Raw genomic sequence first — 21,710 nt, forward strand, 5'->3', positions numbered from 1 at the left:
ATCGTATTTCTACTAACTTGATCGTTTTCTGTATCACTGCCTCTACAAGCATACCTAGCTGTGGTGACATCTGAGATACAAAAAGGCGCTTCATCCACTACATGCAGATGAAACGCCTTTATATTTTATTATTTTAGACGTGAATATCATGTATTCCAATGAAGAGGGTTCACTTGGTCGGAACTGCTACACGTTTACTTTCCAGCTCGGCAGCATTTCGTGAAGCAAGCACACAGTCAGGCAAGCCTACACCATCGTATCCGTTGCCAAGTATGAGTAGACCCGGACGCGCCTGCTCCAGCTCGTCTCTGAGCCTACGAATAGACTGCATATGACCTACAGGATACTGTGGCATGGAGTGACGCAAGCGAGTAATTTCCGTGAATAACGGCTGTGCTTCAATACCCATCAGCTCACGCATATCGTGCAGTACGCGTGCGGTAATCTCCTCATCGGTCTGCTCTACGACCTCTTCCTGTCCAGCTCGACCTACATAGAAACGCATCAACACCCGATCATCCGGGCTAGTATGCAGCCATTTGGTCGATGTCCATGTACACGCGGTAATTGTGCGTCCTTCCTTGCGCGGCACGAGGAAACCGGAACCGTCATATTCTGTTTCGATATCTTTGCGGTGGAAGGCCATAACCACATTCGCCACAGAAACATAATTGATCTGCTCCAATGCTGTCGTGTCCGCATGCCCTTTCAGTAGCGGTGCCGCGGCAAATGCAGGCACCGTTACAACAACATGATCTGCTTCCAGCACCGAACCATCGCTTAATACAACCGTATACGTACCCTCATTGTATGTGATCGAGTCCGCACCTGTCTGTAGACGGAAATCTACATCAGGCGTCAATGCTTCTTGTAGCTTATCGGTTAGACTTTGCAAGCCGCGCTTAAAGGTGAAAAATGCACTCTTCTTCGTGCCTGTATGCGTTTCGACCGGCTTACGTCCGGTATTCATCCCTTTGATCAGACTGCCGTACTCACGCTCGACCACACCGAACTGTGGAAACGTTGCCTGCAAGCTAAGCTTGCGTGTGTCACCAGCATAAATACCTGCCAGCAGTGGCTCCGTTACATTTTCCAGCACTTCCTTGCCCAGACGACGCTCGATAAAATCACCCAGTGATTCATCCTCTCCATCCAGCTTCGCAGGTAACAGGAAATCCTCCAGCGCGCGAATTTTACCATCCATAGAAATGAGATCACTTTCCATAAATGGACGCAGCTCAGTTGGAATCCCCAGTACGAGTCCAGATGGCATCGGATGGAGCTTGCCGTCATGTAAAATATACGTTTTCTTCGCGTTGGGATTCGTAGTCATAATCTCATCGCCCAGTCCGACCTCTTCAGCCAGCTCCGTCATCGCGGTCTTACGTGCCAGATAGGAATCCGGGCCCTTTTCGATCACAAAGCCGTCACGATGTAGCGTACTTACTCTACCACCAAGTGAACTGGATTGCTCGACTACGGTGATATGCGGATCAAGACCTTGAGCTTGAAAATGCTTGCGCATATAAAAAGCCGAGCTCAGACCCGTAATCCCTCCACCAATAATCACGATATTTCGTTTAGATAATTGCATTACACATGCACCTCTTTTGATTTGCGGATGACCTCGTCAGCCAGTACCTCCATGTAGAGTGGATCTGTATTCAAGGAATCGATACGCATCAGACGCATATCCAGCTCCTGAGCAAGCTCCTGTGCTTCAATATCCAGATCATACAGTACCTCAAGATGATCAGAGACGAAGCCGATAGGTGCAACCAGCACATATTTGACCTGCTCGTCACGCAGCTCCTGCATCGTATCGAGTACATCCGGTCCGAGCCAAGGCTCAGCTGTACGTCCCGCACTTTGCCATGTGAACTGCCATGATGGCACATTCGCACGCTTCGCAATCGCTTCGGACGTTTCCAGCAGCTGATCACGGTAAGGATCGCCCATGCTCAGAATACGCTCTGGCAAGCTGTGTGCGCTAAACAAAACGCGTACCTCCTCACGAGTCGCACCTGTTTCTTCAAACATCTCCAGCTTGCTATTCACGCGATTCGCCAGCGTCTCGATCAGCTGTGGATGCAGATGATAGCTTTCAATGTAGGAAATGTTCAAGCCGTGCTTCTCTGACGTTTCACGTGCACGCTTCAAATAGCTACCTACACTCATAATCGAGTAATGTGGCGCCAGCACGATACCAACCGCTTCGGTAATACCGTCCTTTACCATATCTTCAATACCATCCTCGATAAATGGATACGCATGCTTCAACCCTTGATAACATACAAATTCAACATCGCTTCCAGCTGTATGCTCGTTCAGCTTTTGCTGTAGACCAGCCACCTGATTGTCTGTATTTTCACGAAGTGGGAACACGCCACCTACAATCGCCTCATAGCGATCCTTCAGCTCCTTGAGCTGTTCCGGACTTGGCGGATTGCCACGACGGATATGCGTATAATAAGCCTCTACATCGTCCAAACTGGCAGGAGTACCATAGGACATAACCAGAACACCGATTTTTTTGTTAGCCATTAAGGATCACCTCAATAATAAAGTAATAGTGCATAACCGCTTCCTTCAACCATGACAATTATCACATCGACGATTAAAATTTCATCTAAATTTTGGAGTACAAGATAGATCACTCTCAATCGACAGGTCAGGCTGAAGGGGTAAATATCTGTACACTTCGTCTAATAACGATAGAACGACTGTTATTATCCATCTGCTTTCTATTATGCATAAGCAAAGCATGAATTGCCAATTTGCTGGATAAAGCAGTGCATGAATCGAATTCGATCATTTCGAAGTCGTGCGATTTTTCAATACAGAGGCCGAATATTCATGCACATAATCGGTCAGCTCCTTGAGCTTGTCGATCGATGCTTCTGGGAACAGCCCATGACCCAGGTTGAAAATATAACCGGGCTCCTGCAAGCCTTCATCGATAATGCGACGCGCCTGTTCGTGAATGACCGAGGAGGGTGCAGTTAGCACGTACGGGTCTAGATTACCCTGTACGGCGTAGTTTCCACCAAGACGACGACGTGCTTCTGGAATCGATACACGCCAGTCCAGCCCAATCACATCGACTGGCAGACCGTTCAGCTCGGGCAATAGCTCACCTGAGCTTACGCCTGGGAAATAGATTTTAGGAACATTCAGGTCTTGGAGCTGATCGAAAATATATTGAATCGTTGGCAGTACATAGGTACGGAAGTCGGTAGCAGACAATGCGCCTACCCAGCTATCAAATAGCTGGAAAGCTTTCCCGCCATTTTCAATATGCTTGCGCAAATAGGTTGCGACCATATCACCCAGCTTGCGCATGAGCGAGTGCCATAGCTGGGGCTCGCTATACATCATCGTTTTGGTGCGAATATAGCTTTTGGATGGTCGTCCTTCGATCAGATAACTGGCAATCGTGAACGGTGCGCCAGCGAAAGTGATCAAAGGAACATCAAGCTCTCGATCCAGAATACGGATCGTCTCCAGCACATGACCGAGATCCTCCTCCACCTGAATCGGACGTAGACGCTCGATATCGGCTGCGCTACGAATTGGGTTATCGATTACAGGCCCGATATTTTTTACGATATCAAAATCGATGCCGATCGAAGCGACCGGGTTCATAATATCGGAATATAGAATGGCCGCATCCACACCGAGCTTACGCACTGGCATCATCGTCACTTCCGCAGCCAGCTCAGGCTGACGGCAAATTTCCAGTAATGTATAATTTTCTTTGATTTTCTGATAATCCGGATCATAGCGTCCTGCCTGACGCATGTACCATACGGGTAAATGGTCAGTACTCTGCTTATAGCAGGCTCGTATGAAGGAATCGTTATAGCTCATAAAGGCAATCCTCCGCATCGGTAATGTTTCAATACGCCATCTGGCGCTGCTTACATGCTGGACATCATGATCATCCATACAATGATGCACATGACAAAATATGCTGTCCTCCCATTGATGTCCAATTTCGTTCGGTTTGACTCACAATTCCATTATCCTCTTTTTCGGAGGGTGTAACAACTCCCCTACGATGAACATCCCATGACAATCCTATGAACGCTTGGATGTAGACACCAAAATAGATCACTCATGATAGATCAAGCTGGATAAGCGGGTAAACAAACAACAATCAGGCTTTCAAATAGACTTTCAAAAGCTGTAGTTTGGACGTAATTTACGTTATAATCAAAGAAACGAGTTTCATCTAGTGAAAGCAAGTTTTATTTTATTGGTTTTTTTGTTCAAAATTGATCTATTCCAGTGTTAAGCATGCTATAATGATGAAATGAATGTAAGGAAGTGAAATAAAATGAAAATAACCAAAATGAATATGGAATCCTGGCAAATTAACCTGATGGTTCTATGGGTTGGACAATTTCTAGTTAATGCCGGAATGACGATGATCGTTCCTTTTATTGCGTTATACCTGTCTCAAGATCTGGGTGTACAGGGGGAGCATCGGATTGCGCTCTGGTCGGGATTTATTTTTGCGGCTAACTTTGTGACCTCATTTATATTCCAGCCACTCTGGGGAAAGCTGTCTGATCAATATGGGCGAAAAGTGATGCTGTTACGCTCCGGGTTCGGGATGGCGATTGTATTTACAGCGATGGGCTTTGCTACGCAGGCATGGCATCTGCTCGCTTTGCGGCTGTTAAATGGTACGATCTCTGGCTTCAATCCAGCAGCGACCTCGCTCATTTCTAGCAGTACACCGAAGGAGAAAATGGGCTTTGCAATGGGGATCAGCCAATCCGGTACGGTTGCGGGTACGATTCTCGGGCCATTGATCGGTGGTATTCTGGCGGATACAATCGGCTTTCGCTATATTTTCTACATTACAGGCTCATGTATTTTCCTCGCGACATTGCTGGCACTGTTCCTCGTACGTGAGAAATTCGATCGCTCACTGGCAGCCAAAATGCCCAAAGTCTCTGTACTATCAGGCTTGCGTGAGCTGAGTCTAACACCACAGCTCCCTGCATTGTTTACGGTCACGCTGCTACTGCAATTTGCGATGATCAGTCCAATGACTTTGATGCCACTGTATGTGCAGAAGCTGCATGGAGCAACCGAAAATCTAGCGTTCTGGGCAGGTCTGGTGAGCGCGGTGACAGGCTTATCGAATATGCTGACCGCTCCTTTCCTCGGTAAAATCAGTGACAAATATGGAGCGCACAGGGTGTTGACGTTCTCGCTCATTGGAGCTGCATTAACGCTCATTCCACAGGCGTTTGTACAAAATGTAGGCCAGCTACTGGTGATCCGTTTTTTAATGGGATTATGTATGGGCGGTCTGCTGCCAAGCGTCAACTCGCTCATTCGTTCGTACACACCGGACGGGATGGAAAGTCGTGCATTTGGCTTTAACAGTAGTACGAATGCGCTGGGTAATATGACTGGCTCGGTCATGGGCGGTGTACTGGCAGGCTTTATCGGAATTGAAGGATTGTTCATCATGTCGGGTATGCTGCTTATGCTGAATATGGTCTGGGTACGCTCCAAGCTATATGGGAAGTCGTCGACCAAGCAGCAAAGCAAATCGGCGTAATTGTAAGAAGCACCAGCTACAAAAAAACCGCTTGATTGCGCAGAGTGTGCAATCAAGCGGTTTTTTTCGTTCCTATACTATTGTTTGTCAGCCACCATTATTTCTCAGCGTTAATGATCGGAGTGGCATGTATGAACGAGCAAATCGATTTGGCATGATGCTATGCCGATGAATGCGTGCAGGTAGGGTATAAAAACAGATTACCCCTTCACTCGTGCAATCGCCAATCCATCATAAGCAGGTAATAATGTCCCGGTCAGACGTGGATCGGATGCCATACGGCGGTTAAATTCGCGTACCGTCTGGATCGCTGGGCCGTTTCGTTCCAGATTCAGCGTGCGTCCGCGTAGCAACAAGTTGTCGCCCACAATAATCGCACCTGGCGTCGCTAATTCGATCGCATAATCGAGATAATTCACATAATTTAATTTATCCGCGTCGATAAAAAAGAAGTCAAAGCGCTGACCTTCTTGCTTTAGCTCAGCCAGACTGTGGATCGCTTCGCCAATTCGGTACTCGACCTGATCTCCATATCCGGCAAGTCGCATATGCTCCTGCGCAACCTCGGCGTAATCGGGACGAAGCTCTAGCGAGACAATACGTCCTCCTTTCTCCATACCTCGCGCCATGCACACACCGCTGTAACCGCCTAATGCACCGATTTCCAAAACCGAGCGTGCACCAGACATTTGTACAAGCAATGTCAGCAGACGTCCGTATCCAGGTTCTACCGATACCTCAGGCATTTTATTTTCACGAATCGTTTCTTTAATTTGTAGTAACAGCTCATCCTCCTCAATCAGTTCGTTCATGTATTGCTCCGCATTCGAGCCGTGTTGTTCTGTCATTTTAGTTCAAATTCTCCTTTAACCTCTATTGTTCTATGCAGAAATTCTGCTCGTTTTGTGTTCGATGTCGATTCCATTCAAAATACGCACTTTTTTTGTCGGAAACGTTTGTAAGAATAGACGCATTCACATATACTAGATTGTATGGTTTTCAGACGTAACCGGCAAGCAAAACACATGATCATACGATCCAGACGCTATGGACGGACCAATGGCAACAATTGCCGTGCTTGGATTGCAAACGGGAAATCAGCACCACCCGCTATTTTACAATAAACAGGAGTGAATCTCTATTATGAAACCTTATGAGTTAATTGCCACTTGCCCGATGGGTATTGAGGCTGTTGTCGCACGCGAGCTGAAGCTGCTCGGCTACGACGATGCACGCACGGAAAATGGTCGTGTACGCTTTAGTGGCGATCTAATCGACATTTGCCGCTGTAACTACTGGCTGCGCACTGCTGATCGTATCGTGATCAAGATGGCAGAATTCAAGGCAACGACCTTTGACGAGCTGTTCGAAGGCGTTAAAGCTGTGTCATGGGCAGACTTTATTCCAGCCGATGGCGAATTCCCTGTATCCGGTCGTTCGCAAAAATCCCAGCTCAGCAGCGTACCTGCCAGCCAGGGTATCGTCAAAAAAGCGATCGTTGAAAAGCTCAAACAAACGTATAACACGGAATGGTTCCCAGAGGATGGCGCACTGTATGCGGTCGATGTCTCTCTCATGGATGACGTCGCGCTGATCACGATGGACACAACAGGCCCTTCCCTGCACAAGCGCGGATACCGCAAAAATGCGACTGAGGCGCCACTCAAGGAAACACTGGCTGCTGCCCTCATTCTGCTAAGCCGCTGGGGCCCGCATCGTCCGCTGTATGATCCGTTCTGCGGTTCAGGCACATTACTGATCGAAGCCGCAATGATCGGCTGGAACATCGCACCAGGCTTGCGCCGTACCTTCCCTTCCGAGGGCTGGAGTATCATTTCGGATGAGCTATGGGAAGCTGCACGTGATGAAGCCTTTGATGCGGTACAGGATGATATTCCACTGGATCTGGTCGGTAGCGATATTGATCCATCCGCGATCGAGATTGCTAGAGCCTGTGCGAAAAGCGCGGGACTTGGTGAGGAGATCGAGTTCAAGGTTATGCCAGTCTCTCGTATTCAGCCTAAAGGCAAATTCGGTTGTATCATTACGAACCCTCCGTATGGTGAGCGTCTGAGCGAAACGAAAGAGGTCGAAGCGATGATTCGCGATCTGGGCAAAGCGTCTATCTATCTGCCAGATTGGTCGGTATTCGCTATCACACCGACACGTCATTTTGAACAATTTTTCGGACGTAAAGCAGACAAGCGCCGCAAGCTATACAATGGACGCATCGAGTGTCAATTCCTGCAATACCTCGGCCCATTGCCACCTCGTGCAAAGGCAGAAACGACGGAGTCGCAAGCCTAAGCGCTATACACGATGTTCATTTATACGCTTGGCAGCGAATTGCAGCTAAGAATAGAGCAAAACGTATAGAACGAAAATAGACCCGATTCCTTACCTCGATCCTATACACTGTCTATATACAAGCACCCGATCATAGATACGTATCTTGACTAGTTTACATCGGGGAACATCTATCATTAGACAAAACTACACCTACCACCGGATAGCATATTGCCAGCAGGCACGAGCCGTCCGGCGGTTCCGTGTCGTTTTTTATTGTTAACCTATCGTAAAATTAAATCGTCCGTTATGTTGCAATGACGTCAGAATGGTTTATGTTATTACAGTGTTAAATGATGCCACTACGTAAAATGCTTATCTAATACCCCGTATAAATAAGTTCCATCAGCTACTACGTCATTACTTGAATAAGTACAGGGAACATGTTAAACTGCACGCTAATCCGTATGTTTTCGCTATGTAATCATGTAAATGTAATGTAATTCGCTGGTGTAGAAGGATATGCGCATATCCAAGCTTGCCTATCCGTATTCAATCAAACGCCGTAACACACCATCATCGGCTGTGGGAACGGCGTCTTTAGCAAGGAGGCTTCTTTTATTTTGGAATCTTTTAATTCCGGTTCACAGCGACAAGGCTGGATTCAGCGATTGCTGTGGCCGTTTGCTCCCATTCGATTAACGTATCTAGCTTTTGTGATCATCATGCTGGAAAAGCTGATCTATTTGCAGAGCAATATTCATTTGCCCAATATCGATATGAATGATCTGGATAAGGTCACAGCGGTAGGCTCAATCGTACTGGCTTCATTCTGGGTCATATGGCTACCTAAGCGCGGACGCATTATTGCGTTAATCGTGCTGGATCTGCTACTAAGTTTTCTTATTTTCGCGGATCTCGTCTATTTCCGCTATTTTCAAGATTTTATTACCATTCCGGTATTAATGCAGGCAGGTCAGGTGGAATCGCTGGGCGGTAGTATTCGTGAGCTGCTTTCGGCAAACGATCTCTGGCTATTCGCCGATCTAATGCTACTCGCCGTTGTCGGCATCGTTCTGCTTGTGCTGCGTATCCGTCGCGGACGTTCTCGCTCTACCCTTACACGCTCCGCTTCCACATATCGTAGTGGCATGATGAGCAGACGCAAGCGTCTAACACTGGGCTTTACGAAAGGTGCGATACTATTCGTACTCGGCTGTGTGATGACCTTCGGCCCGATCAAGTACGCGACCTCGACATGGGCAACAGGCTTGTTCGTAGGGAACTGGTGGAATATGTCGCTTTACAATGTCACAGGGTTGCTCGGCTTTCACGGCTATGACATCTATCGGTATGCCGACGATCATTTTGGTAATGGTAATCAGTTATCGGCTGCACAGACCGATGAGATCAAGCAATGGTTTGATGCCAAGCAAAAAGGTCGCGCCAAGGCAGGCGATGACAAGCTATTCGGTGCATACAAGGATAGCAATGTAATCGTCGTGCAGGGTGAAGCGTTTATGAACTTTGTCATCGGTAAAAGCTTCAACGGACAGGAGATTACGCCTAACATTAATCGTCTGATGAAGGAAAGCATGTATTTTAGCCAGTATTATCATCAGACCGGACAGGGACGCACCTCCGATGCGGATATCGGCTCGAATGCTTCGCTGCATCCGTTGCCTACGGGATCGGTGTTCACCCGCTATGCGGATCATCAATACGATACGCTGCCTAATATTTTGAGCAAGCAGGGCTATGACTCCTATGTATTCCATGCGTATGAACCAAGCTTCTGGAACCGCTCGGTCATGTATCAAAATATGGGCTACAAAAAGTTTTTCAGCAAAAACGACTTTACAATCGACGAGCCACTCGGCTGGTCACTTGGCGATAAATCATTCTTCCGTCAATCCATTGAGAAAATGAGCACGCTCCAGCAGCCATTTTATTCGTTTATGATCACCTTATCCAGTCATCACCCGTATACCTTACCACCTGAGGTACAGGAGCTGGATATGGGCGATCTGTCCGGTACAACCTTTGGTGACTATATTCAAGCACTGCATTATGTAGATGCTGCCCTGGGTGAAATGGAATCAGAGCTAAAAGAAAAAGGACTATGGGATAAAACCATTCTTGTGTTCTATGGCGACCATGACAACTCACTCAAGGATAAAGCACCGATGGAGGAATTCCTCGGCAAGTCGCTGAGTGATCTGGATATGGAGCAGCTGATGAATCAAGTGCCTATGCTGATCCACCTGCCCGATGGCGCTCATGCAGGCACCTATGATATTCCAGCAGGACAATTGGATATGACACCATCATTGCTGCATTTGCTCGGTGTGAATGCCAGTCCGTATTATTTGATGGGTAATGATATGTTTAATCAAAAAGAGAAAAAGCTCGTCGTGCTGCGTACAGGTGCATTTAGTGATGGCGATATCTTCTACATTCCATCCGCAGATGGCGTGTTCGAGCATGGTACAGCTTATGATCTGAAAACCAGACAAACAACCGATATTGAACGTGCACGCGCTGGCTTCGAAGAAGCACAAAAGCGACTGAATATCTCGGATGAGCTTATTACCGGTGATCTAATTCGCGAGTTCCATAATGAACAGGCGCAGGCATCAACGAAGTAAGCTCATCCATTGGAGTAGTACAGGCGCTGATGAGCAGTATATGTGCTAATCCTTCACTATAATGTACAGCTATAACAATAAAAGCCTCCTACCCGCGGTTAGAACAACCGACTGGCAGGAGGCTTTATTTTATGCGTAGATCGTGATGCATCTGTCATTGCATAGCTCAGTATACTGTAAAGAAGCTGGGACAAACTGTCTTATCGCGGCTTCAATGAGCAAGCTATAGGATGCTATACGAATCACGCTTTTGGTTTTTTAACGAACTTGGCGACCTTCTCCAGCACTTCCTCTTCGGTTGGAGCGCTGACATAACGGCCGTTAATAAATACAAATGCACGCTTGCCGCATGGACCACAATAGGACTTGCAGCCAATCTTGATCTCAGCATCTGGTGCCATTTTTTCCAGCTTAGGAATGATTGTTTTGAGACGGATGTGATTGCACTCATCACATACGCGAATATCGTTAGCCATGACTATTACTGTTCCCTCCGGTCATCTTAGTGATGATGGTGACCGAAATCGCCTTTAGTTGGGTTCGTAATGACAAAGCCCTCTTCACCTACATACAGGTAATCGATTTTCACGCCATCCAGCCATGATTCATTCGGATCGACCGCTACATCAATTTCCTTGTCAGTGAAGACAACTTCTTCATGACTTTGTGGCTCAGCCAGGTCCATACCGTAGTGCACGTGGTCACCGTGAGAATGAGTCACAAATACACGCAGTTTCAAGCCGGCATTTTCCGGTTTGTCCATCTCTTTCTTTATTTGCTTCGCTGCATTGCGCGTAATTTTGACTTTCATGAGATCAGCTCCTTCGTTCAGTTCGAATCGCCTGCTGTATGGCAGGACGCAATAGTTCTATTGTATAACTCGTCCCGCCAATACGCAAGGCTAAACCGATACTCAGCGGCGCGGATCGTATTCGATAACAGACAGCTTGCTCTCCGCTCGGGACACAAACCAGTTCATCATGAGCAAGGTGACTCCGATATCATCAATCGGCATAAATGGCATCACATCAGGCATGACCCAGTAAGCGAGCACCGGAATAACAAACAGCATTTTTTCTTTTAATGGCAGCTGTCTGGAGGTCAGCAAGCCAGGCAATTTTTTAAATACATACAGCCATTGCTTTGCTGAAAATAAACGAGCCCATTTGGACATGTTGCATCTCTCCTTCATGATTATAGCGCCACAGCTGCGATCAGGGCGCCCTCTATCGGTATACATGCGCACGCACACGGTGCGTACTGTATATAATACGTTTGAGCTACAGAAAGTTTCAGGAAATTAGCTATTTTCCGCAAAAAAAAGAGCCTCTCTGGCAAGCAAAGGCGGCTCTGTGGGCAAGCTGGAAGTTCCGATTCAGGAGCTTCGCGCTCTTATGCAAAATTCCGTATTTCTCTATCGATGCATACCAGCTAGATTAGCGGTATACTTCTACTTCTATAAAACTCGGAACAGTACACTGTTGCTTTGCATGTGTGTTACTTGTGCTTTGCTTGCCTGTGTTGATTGCTACACGATGTTGCTCAATTTTAGTTCAGGCCTGTCATTTTACCACGGCTACGCAGCGCCAATCCAAGTAAAATGAGTGCGCTACCCAGTGCGTATACAGTGAATGGTGTCGTTTCTCCAGTTTGCGGTAAGTGATCAAGACCCATCATACCGCTATCATTCATTGTATTCTGACCTGCTGCCTGTTGTTCGTTTGCTTCATTTGCAGCTACGGTACCTGTACTTGCAGCTGTAACGATAGCTGCTGGTTCACCAGATCCTGGCAGCAATTCTGCGGATGCAATCATACCGTTAAGACCTGCTGCATTCACAGGATTAGATGGCTGTGTTGCATTATCCGTCGTGCTGACAGGTTCGCCTGTCGATGCCGCAGAGATGGCATTATCCGTTCCTGCTGCTCCGCCAGTCGAAGAAGTATCTACAGAACCGGTTGTACCGTTTGTGTTTGTACTACCATTGTCGGTAGGAGAAGAACCGTTACCACCGGAACCACCTGTATTGTTACCACCGGTCGAGGTATTACCAGGAGAGTTGTCACCACCCGTATTGCCGGTATTGGTGCCACCTCCATTATTATTTTCGCCATTATTGCCGTTGTTTCCGTTATTACCAGTGTTGCCTGTATTCCCATTACCACCAGTATTTCCATTATCATCGGGATCGGTACCGCCTGGATTACCTCCATTGTTACCACCATTATCTCCACCGCCATTGCCAGGCTGTGTTGGGTCTGTCCCACCATTAGAGCCATCGTCACCGCCACCAGGTGCAGGTACGAAGCTTTCATTGCCCAGCACGACCAGATCCAAAGCTGGTAAAATGCCATCTGTCAGCCCGATTGAGATTACGGAAGACTGCTCGCCAGTGCCTTGATTATTTTGAGCGTTGTTATTCTCAAGGATGGCAAGATCGAGATTGCTTCCCAGTACATTGTCCAAACCCAGCGATACTCCAGCTTGTTGCTGACTATTGCCAGTTGGTGTAGTTTGCTGATGATTGTCCAATACGCCCAGATGCACATCATCGACTACTGGAACACTGCCTGCACTTACTTCAACTACCGCTTGGCTATCTGTACTTGCTGCGCCACCAGACTGCTCATGATTGTCCAGCACGCCTACATGCACGTCATCGCCAATTATGGTGTCGGTAGCCCCTACTTCCACTACCGCTTGGCTGTCTGTGCTTGCTGCGCCACCAGACTGTTCATGATTGTCCAGTACGCCTACATGCACGTCATCGCCAATCACGGTATCGGTAGCTCCTACTTCCACTACCGCTTGACTATCTGTGCTTGCTGCGCCACCGGATTGCTCGTGATTATCCAGCACGCCCACATGCACATCGTCACCAATCACAGTATCAGTTGCTCCTACCTCCACTACCGCTTGGCTGTCTGTGCTTGTTGCACCACCAGACTGTTCATGATTGTCCAGCACGCCTACATGCACGTCATCGCCAATTATGGTATCGGTAGCTCCTACTTCCACTACCGCTTGACTATCTGTGCTTGTTGCACCACCGGATTGCTCGTGATTATCCAGCACGCCCACATGCACATCGTCACCAATCACAGTATCAGTTGCTCCTACTTCTACTACCGCTTGACTATCTGTGCTTACTGCGCCACCAGACTGTTCATGATTGTCTAGTACACCCACATGCACATCATCACCTACAACTGTATCCGTAGCTCCCACTTCCACTACTGCGGAGTGAGAACTGTCAATGTTTTGATCCGATTGCTCGTGGTTATCCAGCACGCTAACGTTTACATCATCGCCAACAATGGTATCCGTGCCGCTGATGTTTACGGCTGCGTTATGGCTGTCTTCACCTGTCGACGTATTCGCATCGGATGAAGGCAATACTTCCGCTTGTAGCTCATCAGCCAGGATGGTATCGGTAGCTTTCACATTCAGCAAAGAATCTGCTGTCGGATCAGCTTCATTGCCTGTAGTGTTATTGCTTTCCAATACACCTACATGCACACTTGTATCGCTCTCCTGGTTACCGATATCGAGCTTGAGCAAAGCATTGCTATCTGCTGCGGCTTGTGCCGTTCCATGTGACCATGCCATCGTTGCTGCCAGACAACCTGTTGCTACCATCATTTTCACTGACCATTTCATTGTTAATCGCTCCCTTATATTTTAATTAGACAAATGTCGATTAAAATAGGGAGCCGATTGCGGCGGTTGAGCAGGTGGTGCATTCATCCATTGACTACTTCCACGCTGAGACTTTGTACTGTAGATCCAGACGGGTTGTTTAAATAACGAAGCTTCCATCGCTTCCAATACCATAGCTGTCGGAGCTGTGCCACCACTATTACCACCGGATGAGCTCAACTGACCTCCAGCCGAACTGGAGCCTGCATTGAGCACACCGATCAGATCACCATTCCAGCCCTGCGCTAATGGCAGACCGGACGGAGCAAACGGCACCGGATCACCTGCACCTCTATCCGAAGTCCCGTTAGATACCGATTGAAGCGTCTGCTGAGCTGGTCCAGCTGGCAGGAACGAATTCGACTCATCTGAATCGTTCGTATTCGTTATCGTTCCCGGTTCTGTACTAGCACTCGGATCTATAGTCGCAGAATCAACATCGCTAACCTCTGTTGCAGGCTGATCGATAGTGGATACTGCTTGAACCGAGATATCCGCTTGATCGGAAAATGGCTCAGGCTGAATCGACTGCTGAGGCTGCTCCGTGCTAGCTATCGGAGATTGTGCAGTCACATCTTTAGCGATCGGATGCTTGATCGGTGATGCCGCTTCAACACCAGCTGGTCGCTCCGCTACAGGTGACTTGACTGCTGTCCCTGTATCGTTATCGCGCTCTGCTTGATGCTGTCCACCGCCGGGAGTCGTCCCGGAAACAGGCGCCTCTCCACCAGTACCAGGATTGGTAGAGATCGGTGGCATTGTAATGATAGGCGGTATCGTTCCCACGGGTGGAACGGTAACGGGAGTAGAGACTACAGGTAACGGATTGACTGTATCTTTTACAATCACGGGTACAGCTTCAACCACTGTTCCTGTTGTGTCTACGACTTCAGTTACAGCTTCACTCGTTGTCTCGGTTACTGCCTTTACGGTTTGATCAACCGTTTTCACCGTTTCGGCTACTGCTTCGGTCGTTGTAGATACGGTACCGGATACAGCAGAATTCGCCGTATTTACGGTGTCATTGACCGTATTGGTAACGCCTGAGGATACCGCTCCAGTAATATCTGCTGGCTTGCCAGACACGACCTTCTCTGCTTCAGTCGTCACATTTTGAGTCAGATCACTCACATTACTCACAATCCCTGCTGTGTTGCCAACCGCTTCTGTCACGACCTTCGTCGTATTGTCGACAGTGCCTGTTGTCTGTGAAACAACATCAGAGGTTGCTTTTTGAGCCGTATCTGCTACGGACTTGACGGTATCTGACAGTGTGCTCGTTAGCGAAGCTGTCGTACGTTGTACTAATCCAGATTCCGACGTCGACGCTGAACTACTACTTGCATTGGTTGTATTACCACCTGAAGCTTCATTAGTAGTAGAAGTTTCGCCGCTACTTGATGTGCTTTTAATCGAAACTCCCTTTTGAAGAGAGATTTCAACCTCTGCTGCATGTGTAGCAGGATGGTATAACCATACACATAGAAATAACAAAACAAATGACACAGGTAATCGATAGTTCATTGGAATATTCACCTCCTTTCACGTATGAAGTACAGGCATTAGACGTAAATAGAAAGGGGTAGCACCATCTGTATAATTACATACTCATTAATAATATTATGGAAAATTAGGTTATTAATATCATACCCGAAAATAAGTAATTATATTACTAAAATTGGCAGATTTATCACTTATAAAGTTATTCATTTTGCGAATTATTCTTTATGAAGGATTCATTGTACAGAAGGCTCTTCACAAGTGAAAAATATAAAAAAATAGAAGCTTGATCATATGGAGACTTCGCCATACAATCAAGCTTCTATCCTGTCTATTAGATGTACCGAGCACGAGCATAAAGCTCCATGCTTGGTACGTATAATTAAACGCTATAATTACTCGTCTTATCGCTACCTGCTGGTGGTGTGGTCGGATTTGTAGCTGAGCTTACAGCAGCTGGAGTGGATGACGTTTCTTTTGCTGTAGCGCTCTGCTTATCCTGCTCTTTGAATTCAGCCAGCTCCTGCTTCACATCTTCTGCTGCGGCCTCTACCTGCTCCTTCCACTCGCGCGCTACGCCGATCGATTCTTTGACCACGGCTACAACCTCGCGTCCTTTTTCCGTTACCTCATGACCCTTCTCGTTCCATTCCGGGCCTTTCTCTCGAAGCATCTCAGCGCCATACATCAGATCAGCACGGATATCGCGTCCGCTTTTTGGTGTGAACAGGGCTGCCGCTCCTGCACCGATCAGTGCACCTGCGATTAAGCCGTATACGAATTGTGTTTTTTGTTGATCCATTATGATCTCTCCATTCTCTGAATGTAAGTATTTGTTTACTATTACCCAGAATAACAGCTTTGCTATAGGTTTTACTAATCTTTGCTTGCAAACAGGCTAAGACAGAGCAAAGGACCTGTTTTATGCGCCCATTGTAGGCGAAAACAAGTCCTTTTTGCTATCTTCATATAATTGGATGAAATACATAACACGAGATCATGTAAATGTACTCTCCAAAGCATTCGATCCTTCATAAGCTTCATCCAAATCGAATAAAGGTACACGCGCAGCTATCGCTTCTGAATTTGATAAATGCAGCATTGACCGCCCTTGGCAATACATTCGGTACGTGTCACCTTAGCATCCAAAAGCTGCTGAAACAGCTCCTGCTCACATTGACAGGCAATTCCATGCTGATCGGCAACACGATTGATCGGACAATTATATTCATACATCGTATACGCATCGCTTCCGTTGCTCTCATAGCTCGCCATATAACCGCCTTGATGCTGAATCTCGGTCAAGGCTGCGACACGCTCGCCCAGACTTTGCTGCTCCATTAGCGGACGATACCGATCCAGCAGCTTTTGCTTACGTCCTTCAAAAATGCGAGTGATCGAGACATCATCAAGCTCATCCAGCAAATCCAATGTTAACTGATGATAATTATGCGGAAAATGCTCTGCTGCCTGTTCACTCAGTCGAAACCGTAAATAAGGTCGCCCTGTAGGTATGCGCACTGTCTCCGCCAGCAGTAATCCTTCTTGCTCTAATGACTGAATATGACGTCGAACAGCCATTTCAGTAAGCTCTAGTTTCTGGGCCAGATCCGATACGCTTGCCGGACCGCCTGTCTTCAGTAGCATCATGATCGTTCGCCGCGTGGACGGTTGTGGGTTGGCTTTCATCCCTGGACCCCCCTTTGCTATAAAAATAAAATGACCCTGTCCGCCATTGTCAGCGAAAAGGGTCACAGCATCCCTTTAATAATACCGTTATTGTAGCTTATCCGGCAGGGGATGTAAATTCAAAACGATTCATTTGTTAACAGCAAAGTTATCTCGAGCTTCAAAATAACTCCTCTGTATCCATCAAGTCAGATGAGTAGCCTATACATCCTCCCTGATATTTAAATGCTTCAAGCAATCATCCAGCCAGGCTACATACTATCCCAATTCACGATTCAAATACTCACTTACCTGCCGCGCAAATCCGCGCAGTACTTCCGGCATAATCATCGTCAACGGATGCAGTTCATGACGCGGCCAATCGTAATAATCCTGTACAAGTGGACGGCGCAGCTTCACCAGCTCCAGCAAACGAACGGCTATCTCCTCATCCATCACCTGCTCACCACGGATGATCTCAATAATATCATCATAGCTACTCGCATCGCGCATAATAAAGCCGTCGATCAAATAGCTCCCAATATCCGTTACACATTCAATGGCCAGATGAAGTGCACGCTCCTGCACCATCCCGCTAAACAGACTGCCATCCCAATTGGATGCAACCTGTTCCAATGCTTCATACACATCATCCAGTGCCGTAATACGGCGTTCAATCTGCTCACGATTTACGTAGTACACCGTTTGACACCGCCTTTGCGATTATAATCGTATCCTTGTCCGAAAATACAGGGTGTATACTGCTGCCTGCGCATGCCATCAGGCAATATAAAAGATAACTCCCTGCTCCTTGCGAACCATCGTTGCGTACAGAGTTTTGATTTGTTTTAAATATTCTGCAATGTATTCAAAAAATTCATCAGCCTGATCTCCAGCATAGATCGGGTAAATTTCTTCTTTGACAAGCACATCAAAATCATACATGCTTTTCAGCTCTTCCTCTGTCAGCGATTCAAGAAAACGAGATGCTTCCTGTACCTGTTCAGGAAACAGATAAAATGCACCATATTCTCCAAACTCCAGAAATTGCCCGCTAATCATCGGCACAACATACCCTTTTGGTGGCGCACCATCAACCAATTCACCGCACAGCATAAAATGGAGGGCTTGCCAGGATTTATCGATATCCAAACCAGAGAAATCTTCTAGATCGATATCCTCCAGATTTCGTTTGCCCTGAGCTAGCTGCTCCACCAGGGTACGGTCGACTGCCAGATAACCTCCGATCATGCCCATTCGATCATTCCTCACTTTATTGAATGTTGAAAATTAATATTCGTAATCAACGGCAATCGTCGATTCCTTTACGGTCGCAATATATTCCGCGATTTGTACATGATCTGGATGTACTTGATATGCTTGAAGATCGTCCAGCGAATCGAAGTCACTAACCAGTGCTACATCGTAGGAACGCTCGCTGCGAATCACATCCACACCTACTTGAATAGAACGTAATGTCTCAACTTTGCCTTCCAGCGCACGCAAACCTGTAATTACATTGTTAATAATTTCCTCAGAAGGATTTTTGAATTTGAACAGGACAATATGCTTGATCATCGTCACAGCAACTCCTTTTTATATGTATATAATGTTGAGCACCGAGCGATCCGAAGTCGCACACTCACCTTTCTATCGTATCATATTCAGCATCAATTTGCGCCTATCGGCGATCGGCTCATTCGCTTGATATATTTGTTCCCTCTCATTGTGAACCATGCTGCTGCTTACTATAAAAAGTACCTGAAGGAGATTAGATTCACCTGCTGCGTACAACACAAAAACCGGAGCAGGATAGCTGCTCCGGTTTTGTGTATACTGTATCATATCAAATGTAAAACAGTGATTTCATTTTTATCCCACTACGCATCGTCTATTCTTGAATGAATAGCGCCTTCATTAGGAATCTTATCATTACTCCTCAGACTTTTCTTCGTCTGAAGCTTCAGCTGTAGCTTCACCGTCTGCTGCTTCTTCATCAGATGCAGTAGGTGTTTCCAGATCCTCATCAGCTACACGCGGTACTGCGACAGAAGCCAGAATGTCTTCACCATGCGAGATCAGCTCTACGCCGTCAGGCAATTCAACATCTGCGGCTGTAATCGTATCGCCGATTTCCAGCTTGGATACATCCACCACGAGTGTGGATGGCAGGTCTTTCGCAAGACCGGATACTTCCAGCTCGTTCGTTTGAGTTTGTAGAATACCGCCCACCTTAGTTCCTGGTGCTTCCCCATGGAAGTCCAGTGGTACGCTAACTGTAATTGGTTTTTTAGAGGATACCTGCAAGAAGTCGACGTGCAGGATGCGTCCTTCACGACGCTGAATATCCTTCAGTAGTACCTGTACACTTTTGCCGTTATCGAGCGTTAGTGAGAAGATATCTGCACCACCGCGGCGTGCTTGTACCTGTAATTGCTTGCTGTCCACATGTACCGGAATACTTCCCAGATCAGGTCCATATACAACGCCCGGTGTACGACCGCTGTTGCGCAGTTCGCGGACCGCGGAATATTTAGTTGCTTCACGTTTTTCAGCTTTCATTTTCATAGTAGTCATACGAATTGACCTCCCTAGAATGATGAGCAATTTTGCTGTATGCAGAGTGCATAGTATGCAATTGAGCCAGCAACCAATACGACTGGCCATTGTTCTTATATACCCGGAGAGAACGCAAATGTATCAGAAATACGGAATTTTCTTCAATTTTATCATCTGATTTATCATCTAATTTTCTATAATAAAGCTGTAATAAAGCGTTGATTCTTCTTGCTAACAAAGGCGCGAAAAGGATAAAAACACTGGTTCCAATCTAAGCCTTCTTTTATACGATCCATTGTCCTATTTGTTCCGAATCATTTTGCTTCTGACTTACTGTAATAGGCAGAAATTGACCTTCTGTGTTCACTATGTCGTTTTGTATGGAAGTAGTGTATACAGGAATGTAACCTATTGATTATTCTAATTGTGGTATATCTATATCACAGCCTAATTAACCAATTAGTCTAACAACCAAATAACTGTTTTTCGTTTCTTTTGACATCGACTTGCTGACTATTATAATCATTTTCCACAATCAAATTATTAAAAATATTACATTACAACATTTTCATTTTTTGGTAAACATCCAATGGTTGAATACATTTTCACTTGTGTTTTTGTCAATTTGTATGGTCGAATTGATTTTTTGAAAAATTACCTTATTTTCATGTGTTATTTTGGCAAAAGTTCGCTTGAAACGAGCCAACTTGTGTTGTAGGATGTTGAAAGGGTCATTAAACCGACTGCTATAAAATGAATAATTACTTTTATCGGAGGAAATATGCCTAATCAACCAGAACGACATTTTATAGAGGCGTGGTCTCTGATTAACCGTAAATACCTTGGTAAAGGTGTCCGCGTCAAACGTTTCCGTCGACCAACACGCTGTCAAATTCGCAATCGCGTTTTGCTGGCTGTACTGATGGTCAAGGATATCAAGCTGTCCGAGCTCGCGGAAAGGTTATCAGTTTCTTCACGCAGCGTAAGCGCCTGGGTGTATGAAGGAAGATTGCCGGGCAAAGCGAACCTGGAAAAAGTATGTAGGGAGCTTGGCTATCCGCATCATATCCTATTCAACCCACAGGTGATTAACAACAGTCCTGTCATCTGCCAACAAGCACCATCCCGCTTCATGAAACGTACCATCACACGTTCTCCGGTACGTAACCACATTTTAACTGGCCTTTGTATGGTTCACGATCTATCTGTAACCGATGTCAGTCACTGGATTGGCGTGCATCCGGGTACATTCCGCAAATGGCTTCATCAAGCTACATTGCCTTCACCCGCTTTTCAGGAAAAAACAGAACAATTTTTCCGCATTCCCAAATCGGTTCTTTTCGCTGATTGTGTCCTTGGCGAGCAGCAAGAAGTAGAGCTTGAAGAATATGCAGAGCTGAAGAAATAAGCAAAACGCTTTTTATGACGTTATAAACTGTGAAATATTTGACACAGTTTAACGAATGAAATCGTTAGCCAGTACGTCTGGTGCATTGTAATATAGATCCTGTTAGAGCTCCGCCGTTTCCGAATCTCGGTACGAAGTGGAGCTCTTACTTGTCTGGACATATAATAGGTTAGTTAACAATTTGTACGTTTTTGTTAACTGCTGTATATCATAGCCTTCGATTATATCGGATACGTAGTTGCATAAGATATGTAATTACATCAGATATGTAGTTACACTGGATACGTAATCGCCATATCGTCGAATTGAATTTATATTTAAGCTCTATCCAAATACAAAAAGCCGTGGAAGATGAGTGTCA

Annotated in this window: 19 protein-coding genes; 4 read left to right on the forward strand and 15 right to left on the reverse strand. The window is 46.4% G+C overall.

The window, feature by feature from the left end:
• Positions 1-169 precede the first annotated feature (169 nt).
• The 3 genes from hemG to hemE form a co-directional block, all read right to left on the reverse strand.
• Positions 170-1,594, reverse strand: coding sequence for a protoporphyrinogen oxidase (gene hemG / locus SK066_RS15685; protein WP_320542185.1), 1,425 nt, complete (start codon positions 1,592-1,594; stop codon positions 170-172).
• Entirely contained in the window at positions 1,594-2,544 is a 951-nt protein-coding gene (hemH, locus tag SK066_RS15690; RefSeq protein WP_320542186.1) for a ferrochelatase, read from the reverse strand. The genes hemG and hemH overlap by 1 nt, the downstream gene beginning before the upstream one ends.
• Positions 2,545-2,811: 267 nt before the next feature.
• Positions 2,812-3,870, reverse strand: a complete 1,059-nt coding sequence (gene hemE, locus SK066_RS15695; protein WP_188778734.1) for a uroporphyrinogen decarboxylase — start codon at positions 3,868-3,870, stop codon at positions 2,812-2,814.
• 490 nt (positions 3,871-4,360) lie between these two features.
• On the opposite strand from hemE, the gene SK066_RS15700 reads away from it, so the two are divergent.
• Positions 4,361-5,581 (forward strand): MFS transporter, encoded by a 1,221-nt coding sequence (locus tag SK066_RS15700; protein ID WP_320544900.1) that lies wholly within the window; start codon positions 4,361-4,363, stop codon positions 5,579-5,581.
• 200 nt (positions 5,582-5,781) lie between these two features.
• Here the strand turns inward: SK066_RS15700 and SK066_RS15705 are convergent, their stop codons facing one another.
• Complete coding sequence (locus tag SK066_RS15705) at positions 5,782-6,429, reverse strand: O-methyltransferase (protein ID WP_320542187.1); 648 nt, start codon at positions 6,427-6,429, stop codon at positions 5,782-5,784.
• 295 nt (positions 6,430-6,724) lie between these two features.
• On the opposite strand from SK066_RS15705, the gene SK066_RS15710 reads away from it, so the two are divergent.
• Both SK066_RS15710 and SK066_RS15715 read left to right on the forward strand, forming a co-directional pair.
• Entirely contained in the window at positions 6,725-7,888 is a 1,164-nt protein-coding gene (locus tag SK066_RS15710) for a THUMP domain-containing class I SAM-dependent RNA methyltransferase (RefSeq protein ID WP_250345561.1), read from the forward strand.
• Positions 7,889-8,490: 602 nt separating this feature from the next.
• Positions 8,491-10,515: an LTA synthase family protein gene (locus tag SK066_RS15715; RefSeq protein ID WP_320542188.1), complete on the forward strand. Its 2,025-nt coding sequence runs from the start codon at positions 8,491-8,493 to the stop codon at positions 10,513-10,515.
• Positions 10,516-10,757: 242 nt separating this feature from the next.
• Here the strand turns inward: SK066_RS15715 and SK066_RS15720 are convergent, their stop codons facing one another.
• The 11 genes from SK066_RS15720 to SK066_RS15770 form a co-directional block, all read right to left on the reverse strand.
• Positions 10,758-10,991, reverse strand: coding sequence for a YuzB family protein (locus SK066_RS15720; RefSeq protein WP_188778740.1), 234 nt, complete (start codon positions 10,989-10,991; stop codon positions 10,758-10,760).
• A 26-nt stretch (positions 10,992-11,017) separates the two neighbouring features.
• Positions 11,018-11,326, reverse strand: coding sequence for a HesB/IscA family protein (locus SK066_RS15725; protein WP_320542189.1), 309 nt, complete (start codon positions 11,324-11,326; stop codon positions 11,018-11,020).
• A 102-nt stretch (positions 11,327-11,428) separates the two neighbouring features.
• Positions 11,429-11,689, reverse strand: a complete 261-nt coding sequence (locus tag SK066_RS15730) for a hypothetical protein (protein ID WP_320542190.1) — start codon at positions 11,687-11,689, stop codon at positions 11,429-11,431.
• A gap of 374 nt (positions 11,690-12,063) precedes the next feature.
• Entirely contained in the window at positions 12,064-14,175 is a 2,112-nt protein-coding gene (locus SK066_RS15735) for an LPXTG cell wall anchor domain-containing protein (protein ID WP_320542191.1), read from the reverse strand.
• 21 nt (positions 14,176-14,196) lie between these two features.
• Positions 14,197-15,738, reverse strand: coding sequence for a hypothetical protein (locus tag SK066_RS15740; protein WP_320542192.1), 1,542 nt, complete (start codon positions 15,736-15,738; stop codon positions 14,197-14,199).
• 358 nt (positions 15,739-16,096) lie between these two features.
• Positions 16,097-16,516, reverse strand: coding sequence for a YtxH domain-containing protein (locus SK066_RS15745; protein WP_320542193.1), 420 nt, complete (start codon positions 16,514-16,516; stop codon positions 16,097-16,099).
• A gap of 269 nt (positions 16,517-16,785) precedes the next feature.
• Complete coding sequence (locus SK066_RS15750) at positions 16,786-17,403, reverse strand: helix-turn-helix transcriptional regulator (RefSeq protein ID WP_320542194.1); 618 nt, start codon at positions 17,401-17,403, stop codon at positions 16,786-16,788.
• Between the two features lie 258 nt (positions 17,404-17,661).
• Positions 17,662-18,084: a DUF86 domain-containing protein gene (locus tag SK066_RS15755; RefSeq protein WP_188778754.1), complete on the reverse strand. Its 423-nt coding sequence runs from the start codon at positions 18,082-18,084 to the stop codon at positions 17,662-17,664.
• 78 nt (positions 18,085-18,162) lie between these two features.
• Positions 18,163-18,639, reverse strand: coding sequence for a YfbM family protein (locus SK066_RS15760; protein WP_320542195.1), 477 nt, complete (start codon positions 18,637-18,639; stop codon positions 18,163-18,165).
• Between the two features lie 33 nt (positions 18,640-18,672).
• Positions 18,673-18,960, reverse strand: a complete 288-nt coding sequence (locus SK066_RS15765) for a Dabb family protein (protein WP_188778755.1) — start codon at positions 18,958-18,960, stop codon at positions 18,673-18,675.
• A 354-nt stretch (positions 18,961-19,314) separates the two neighbouring features.
• Positions 19,315-19,959 (reverse strand): 50S ribosomal protein L25, encoded by a 645-nt coding sequence (locus SK066_RS15770; protein WP_320542196.1) that lies wholly within the window; start codon positions 19,957-19,959, stop codon positions 19,315-19,317.
• A gap of 763 nt (positions 19,960-20,722) precedes the next feature.
• On the opposite strand from SK066_RS15770, the gene SK066_RS15775 reads away from it, so the two are divergent.
• Positions 20,723-21,349: an XRE family transcriptional regulator gene (locus SK066_RS15775; RefSeq protein ID WP_188778757.1), complete on the forward strand. Its 627-nt coding sequence runs from the start codon at positions 20,723-20,725 to the stop codon at positions 21,347-21,349.
• Positions 21,350-21,710 lie beyond the last annotated feature (361 nt).

The sequence above is a fragment of the Paenibacillus hunanensis genome, assembly GCF_034055775.1.
In the GTDB taxonomy this organism is placed as follows: domain Bacteria; phylum Bacillota; class Bacilli; order Paenibacillales; family Paenibacillaceae; genus Saccharibacillus; species Saccharibacillus hunanensis.